Below are 5871 nucleotides of genomic sequence, written 5' to 3'. Positions count from 1 at the left end.
TTGCCGAGTGTTTCGTACTCCATCACCGTTCGCCTCGAGGTGCCCGCGGGTGGCTCGACGGTGAGCAAGCTGACGACCGCGGTCGAGCAGGCCGGCGGTCTGGTCACCGCGCTCGACGTGACCGCGTCCGGCCACGAGCGGCTGCGGATCGACGTCACCTGTGCCGCGGCCGACACCGAGCACGCCGGCCGCCTGGTCGAGGCGATGCGCGCCGTACCGGGCGTGGAGATCGGCCGGGTCTCGGACCGGACCTTCCTGATGCACCTCGGCGGGAAGATCTCGATGGAGGCCAAGCACCCGATCCGCAACCGCGACGACCTCTCGATGATCTACACGCCGGGCGTCGCGCGGGTCTGCCTGGCGATCGCGAACAACCCCGACGACGCCCGCCGGCTGACCATCAAGCGGAACAGCGTCGCGGTCGTCACCGACGGTTCCGCCGTGCTCGGCCTCGGCAACATCGGCCCGAAGGCCGCGCTGCCGGTGATGGAGGGCAAGGCCGCGTTGTTCAAGCGGTTCGCCGGGATCGACGCCTGGCCGCTGTGCCTGGACACCCAGGACCCGGACGCGATCGTCCAGATCGTCAAGGCGATCGCCCCGGGCTTCGCCGGGATCAACCTGGAGGACATCTCCGCGCCGCGCTGCTTCGAGATCGAGGCCCGGCTGCGCGAGGAGCTGGACATCCCGGTCTTCCACGACGACCAGCACGGTACGGCGGTGGTCGTGCTCGCGGCGCTCTACAACGCGCTGCGCGTGGTAAGCAAGGACATCACGAACGTCCGGGTGGTGCTGTCGGGCGCCGGTGCGGCCGGTACCGCGATCCTCAAGCTGCTGCTCGCGGCGGGGGTCAAGGACACGACGGTCGCGGACATCGACGGCGTCATCCACACCGAGCGCGACGGCCTGTCGCCGGAGCTGCGCTGGATCGCCGAGAACACCAACGCGGCGAAGTACAGCGGCAACCTGAAGGGCGCGCTGGCCGGTGCCGACGTGTTCATCGGCGTCTCCGCGCCGAACCTGCTGACCGGCGCCGACATCGCGACCATGAACGACGACGCGATCGTGTTCGCGCTGGCGAACCCGACGCCCGAGGTCGACCCGACCGAGGCCGGCGAGCACGCGGCCGTGGTGGCCACCGGCCGGAGCGACTACCCGAACCAGATCAACAACGTGCTGGTCTTCCCCGGGGTGTTCCGCGGCCTGCTCGACGCACAGTCGTCGAAGGTGTCGGTCGACATGGAGCTGGCGGCCGCGAAGGCGCTCGCCGGGGTGGTCACCGACGAGGAGCTGAACGCGACGTACATCGTGCCGAGCGTCTTCCACCCGGAGGTGCACACCCGGGTCGCGCACGCGGTCCGGGACGCGGCCGGCGGCAAGGCCCCGGCGCACGAGAACTTCCCGGACGACGCCCCCGCGCTGTGACGGTCAGCACGGAGACCGGGACCCGGATCCCGGTCTGGGTCTGGCGGGTCGCGTTCGTGGTGGCGGCCGCCGTGCAGCTGTACGGCGTGTACGCGCCGCGCGAGGCGGGTCCGAACCTCGGCATCCCGCAGATCGACAAGGTCGCGCACTGCATCCTGTTCGGGGCGGTCGCGTTCACCGGGCTGAAGGCCGGGCTGCCGGCCCGGTGGTTGCTCGGGGCACTGGCCGCGAACGCGGTGATCAGCGAGCTGGTGCAGCACTGGTTCCTGCCGCAGCGCGACGGCGACCCGTTCGACGCGCTCGCGGACCTGGCCGGGGTCGCGCTCGGTGCCTGGCTGGCCGGCGCGAAGGCCGCGCGGGTGCCCCGGCGTACGCCATGATGGAGACATGACGGTCTCGACCCTGACCGGATCGCTGCTGGTGGCGACCCCGTTGCTCGACGAGCCGCCGTTTCGCCGTTCGGTGATCCTGCTGCTGGACCACGACGACGACGGCGCGCTCGGGGTGGTGGTGAACCGGGCCGCGGACCTGTCCGTTGACCGGGTGCTGCCGGACTGGTCGACGGCCGTCGACGAGCCGGGCGTGCTGTTCATGGGCGGCCCGGTCGGTACCGACAGCGCGCTCGCGGTCGCCGAGGTGGCCGAGGCCACCGACCCGCCGGGCTGGCGGGAGTGCTTCGGGCGGATCGGGCTGGTCGACCTCGACGTACCGCCGGAGCTGCTGGAGGGCGCGATCACCCGGATGCGGATCTTCGCCGGGTACGCCGGCTGGTCCAGCGGTCAGCTCGAGGGCGAGATCGCCGAGGGCGCCTGGTACGTCGTGGAGTCGGAGCCGGCCGACGTGTTCGGCCACGAACCGGACACGCTCTGGCGCCGGGTGCTCCGCCGCCAGAACGACCAGATGGCCTACGTCTCGACGTACCCCGACGACCCGACGCAGAACTGACTACTCGCCGTCGCCGCCGTCGTCGCCCGGGTTCAGCGAGTCCCAGATCTCCTTGCACTCCGGGCAGACCGGGAACCGCTGCGGGTCGCGGCTCGGCACCCACACCTTGCCGCAGAGCGCGACCACCGGGGTGCCCATCACCATCGCCTCGGTCAGCTTGTCCTTCGGCACGTAGTGCGAGAACCGCTCGTGATCGCCGGGCTCGGCCGGCGCAGACTGGGTCCGCTCGTCGACAACCGTCTCCGCGCCGGGGGTCAGCTGAGTACTCATACCCCCGAGTGTAGGACGTGTCACCAGCCGACCCGGAACTTTTCCACAGCTCGGGGAATCCCGGGGCATCCAGGGGCAGATCGCGGCACCTTCTCTGCCGTGACCGACCCAAGGAGGCAGTATGAGTGCTGTGGAACAGATGCAGACCCCCGATCCGTGGCTGCAGTCGCCCGGCGCGCCCCTGACGAGAGCCGACCTCGATCGGTGGCCGGATGACGGCCGCCGTCACGAACTCATCGACGGAGTGCTCGTCGTGACGCCTGGTCCGGCGTTCGCGCATCAGGACATTGTCGCCAGTGTGCTCGTGAAGCTCCGGTTGGCGTGCCCGCGGGAGCTGTGTGCGTTGCCCGCGCCGTTCGACGTCGTGCTTGCAGAGGACACCGTCGTCCAGCCGGACGTCTTGGTCGCCCGCCGAGACGACTTCGCGACGGGCGAACTCCCAGGTCCGCCGTTGCTTGCCGTCGAGGTGTTGTCGCCGAGTACGCGGCGGTTCGACGTGATGGTGAAGTTCTCGCGGTACGAGGCGGCGGGCTGCCCGGCGTACTGGGTGGTGGATCCCGACACGCCGAGTCTGATCGCCTGGGAGTTGCGGGACGGGGCATATGTGCAGGTCGCGAAGGCCACCGGGGACGAGCCGGCGCGGCTGACCAGCCCGTTCGACGTGACGGTGGTGCCTGCCGATCTGATCTCGTAACCGATCTCGGGTAACCTTCCTGCCCGGCACACTGTCGACTTCGGGGGAGTAGCTGTCTGTGGATTCGCACGTGCCGGCCAATCCTGCTGTCCTGCCGCCGGCTTACCCGGACCGGGCAGCGTGGGGTACCGCGAGCAAGCTGCGAGCCTGGCAGGCCGAGGCGCTGCAGCAGTACCTCGACAGCAACCCGCGGGACTTCCTCGCGGTCGCGACGCCAGGCGCCGGTAAGACGACGTTCGCGCTCACCGTGGCCGCCGAGCTGCTGCACCGGCGGCTGATCGAGCGGATCACCGTGGTGACGCCGACGGAGCACCTGAAGACCCAGTGGGCCGACGCGGCGGACCGGGCCGGGATCGCGATCGACCCCGCGTTCGCCGGGCGCCGCGGCAAGACCAACAAGGACTTCCAGGGCGTCGCGGTGACGTACGCCGGGGTCGCGGTGAACCCGCTCGCCTTCCGGGTCCGGACCGAGCGGTTCAAGACGCTGGTGATCCTCGACGAGGTGCACCACGGCGGCGACGCGCTGAGCTGGGGTGACGGCGTCCGGGAGGCGTTCGAGCCCGCCGCGCGCCGGCTCTGCCTGACCGGTACGCCGTTCCGCAGCGACGACAACCCGATCCCGTTCGTCACGTACGAGGAAGGTCACGACGGCGTCGCCCGGAGCAAGGCGGACTACACGTACGGGTACGGTCACGCGCTCCGCGACCACGTCGTCCGGCCGGTGATCTTCATGTCGTACTCCGGCGAGATGCGGTGGCGGACCAAGGTCGGTGACGAGGTCGCCGCCCGGCTGGGCGAGCCGCTGACCAAGGACCTGACCGCGCAGGCGCTGCGGACCGCGCTGGACCCGGCCGGCGAGTGGATGGGGGCCGTGCTCGCGGCCGCGGACAAGCGGCTGACCGAGGTCCGGCGGCACATGCCGGACGCCGGCGCGCTGGTCATCTCCGGCGACCAGAACTCGGCCCGCGCGTACGCGAAGACGCTCCGCGAGCTGACCGGTGAGTCGCCGACCGTGGTGCTGTCGGACGAGAAGGCGGCGAGCAAGAAGATCGCCAAGTTCTCCGAGGACGAGTCCCGGTGGATGGTCGCGGTCCGGATGGTGTCCGAGGGTGTCGACGTACCGCGGCTGGCGGTCGGGGTGTACGCGACGCCGACCTCGACGCCGCTGTTCTTCGCCCAGGCCGTCGGGCGGTTCGTCCGGGCGCGCAAGCGCGGCGAGACGGCGTCGGTGTTCGTACCGTCGGTGACCCGGCTGCTCGGGTTCGCGGCCGAGATGGAGGTTGAGCGCGACCACGTCCTCGGGCGGAAGAACAGCAACGAGGACGGCGACATCTTCGCGCTCGAGGACGACCTGCTGAAGAAGGCGAACCAGGCCGAGGGCGCGAGCGACGAGCTCGAGGGGAACTTCGAGGCGCTCGGGTCGGACGCGAGCTTCGACCGGGTGGTGTTCGACGGCGGCGACTACGGCACCGGCGGCGACAACGCGTCGGACGAGGAGCTGGACTTCCTCGGGCTGCCGGGGCTGCTGGAGCCGGACCAGGTCCGCGAGCTGTTGCACAAGCGCCAGCAGAAGTCGCTCGCCGCGCAGAAGAAGTCCCAGCGCCCGGCGGATCGCGAGGACCCGACGCCGACCGAGCTGGCCACGCACGAGCAGATCGCGCTGCTCCGCCGGGAGCTGAACGGCCTGGTCGCCGCCTGGCACCACCGCACCGGGCAGCCGCACGGCGTCATCCACAACGACCTGCGCCGCAAGCTCGGCGGGCCGGCCGCGGCACACGCGTCGTCGATCCAGCTGAAGGAGCGGATCGAGCTGATCCGCGACTGGGCCGCCCAACGCCGCGCCTGACCACTGCTCGATCCCTTGAGGCCCCAGCACCCCCCGGCCCAGCACCCCCCGAGGCCCAGTCCCCCGAGGCCCAGCACCCCCGAGGCTTAGCGCCCCCCGAGGCCCAGCACCCTGCCTGAGGTGCTGGGCCTCAGTCCATCAGTGGCGGTACACGTGCACGTAGTCGACCTGCATCGACTCCGACGTCACGGTGCGTGGGATCTTCCCGAACACGAACAGGTCGAGGATCAGCGCGTCGCCGGTCCCGGAGTACGCGCCCTGCCGACAAACCTCCTGGCCGTCGAGATACCAAACCGTATGGTCCGGCCCCAGCTGCTCGCCGATCGTGTGCCAGCCCGTGGTGAGGTCGGTCGGCGACTGGTACGTGCAGCTGCCGCCGGGCGCCTGGTGGTTGGTGAGATACAGCGCGTTGTGGTTGTCGCTGTAGAACTCGTACGTGTCCTGCTCGTTCGAGCCGTTGCCGTTCCAGGTCCAGGTCGACGGCCAGAAACCCTTGGCCGACGGGAGTTTCAGCCGGGTCTCGACATAGTCACCAGGCTGGACGGCGAACGAATTCGACGGCTCGTGCCCGCACGCCTGCCCGGTGGTGATCAGCGCGCCCGACCACTCGTACCCCGGCGCCGGGTTGTTCTTCCTCGCGGTCATCGTCAGCTTGCCGTCACGCACGGACAGCGCGTCCCAGGTGTGCCACTCG

The 5871-nt window shown here is 70.5% G+C and carries 7 protein-coding genes; 5 read left to right on the top strand and 2 right to left on the bottom strand.

The window, feature by feature from the left end:
- The 3 genes from VFF46_RS39115 to VFF46_RS39105 form a co-directional block, all read left to right on the top strand.
- On the top strand, positions 1–1422 hold a 1422-nt coding region (locus VFF46_RS39115; RefSeq protein ID WP_325042333.1), incomplete at its 5' end, for an NAD-dependent malic enzyme.
- The gene (locus VFF46_RS39110) at positions 1419–1802 is read left to right on the top strand and encodes a VanZ family protein (RefSeq protein WP_325042332.1); all 384 of its coding nucleotides are present in this window, start codon (positions 1419–1421) and stop codon (positions 1800–1802) included. The genes VFF46_RS39115 and VFF46_RS39110, both read left to right, overlap by 4 nt.
- Before the next feature lie 7 nt (positions 1803–1809).
- Positions 1810–2367 (top strand): YqgE/AlgH family protein, encoded by a 558-nt coding sequence (locus VFF46_RS39105; protein WP_325042331.1) that lies wholly within the window; start codon positions 1810–1812, stop codon positions 2365–2367.
- Here VFF46_RS39105 and VFF46_RS39100 read toward each other — a convergent pair whose 3' ends face one another.
- Complete coding sequence (locus tag VFF46_RS39100; protein ID WP_325042330.1) at positions 2368–2637, bottom strand: DUF3039 domain-containing protein; 270 nt, start codon at positions 2635–2637, stop codon at positions 2368–2370.
- 121 nt (positions 2638–2758) lie between these two features.
- Here VFF46_RS39100 and VFF46_RS39095 point away from each other — a divergent pair, with 121 nt between their 5' ends.
- Together VFF46_RS39095 and VFF46_RS39090 are read left to right on the top strand one after the other, a co-directional pair.
- Positions 2759–3331: a Uma2 family endonuclease gene (locus VFF46_RS39095; RefSeq protein ID WP_325042329.1), complete on the top strand. Its 573-nt coding sequence runs from the start codon at positions 2759–2761 to the stop codon at positions 3329–3331.
- 58 nt (positions 3332–3389) lie between these two features.
- Entirely contained in the window at positions 3390–5177 is a 1788-nt protein-coding gene (locus VFF46_RS39090; RefSeq protein WP_325042328.1) for a DEAD/DEAH box helicase, read from the top strand.
- A 138-nt stretch (positions 5178–5315) separates the two neighbouring features.
- On the opposite strand, the gene VFF46_RS39085 is transcribed toward VFF46_RS39090, so the two are convergent.
- Positions 5316–5871, bottom strand: a 556-nt coding sequence (locus VFF46_RS39085) for a glycoside hydrolase family 16 protein (protein WP_325042327.1), incomplete at its 5' end; no start/stop codon positions are given.

The organism is Kribbella sp. (assembly GCF_035655035.1).
GTDB lineage: Bacteria > Actinomycetota > Actinomycetes > Propionibacteriales > Kribbellaceae > Kribbella.
This window is presented reverse-complemented; position numbering and strand designations above follow the sequence as displayed.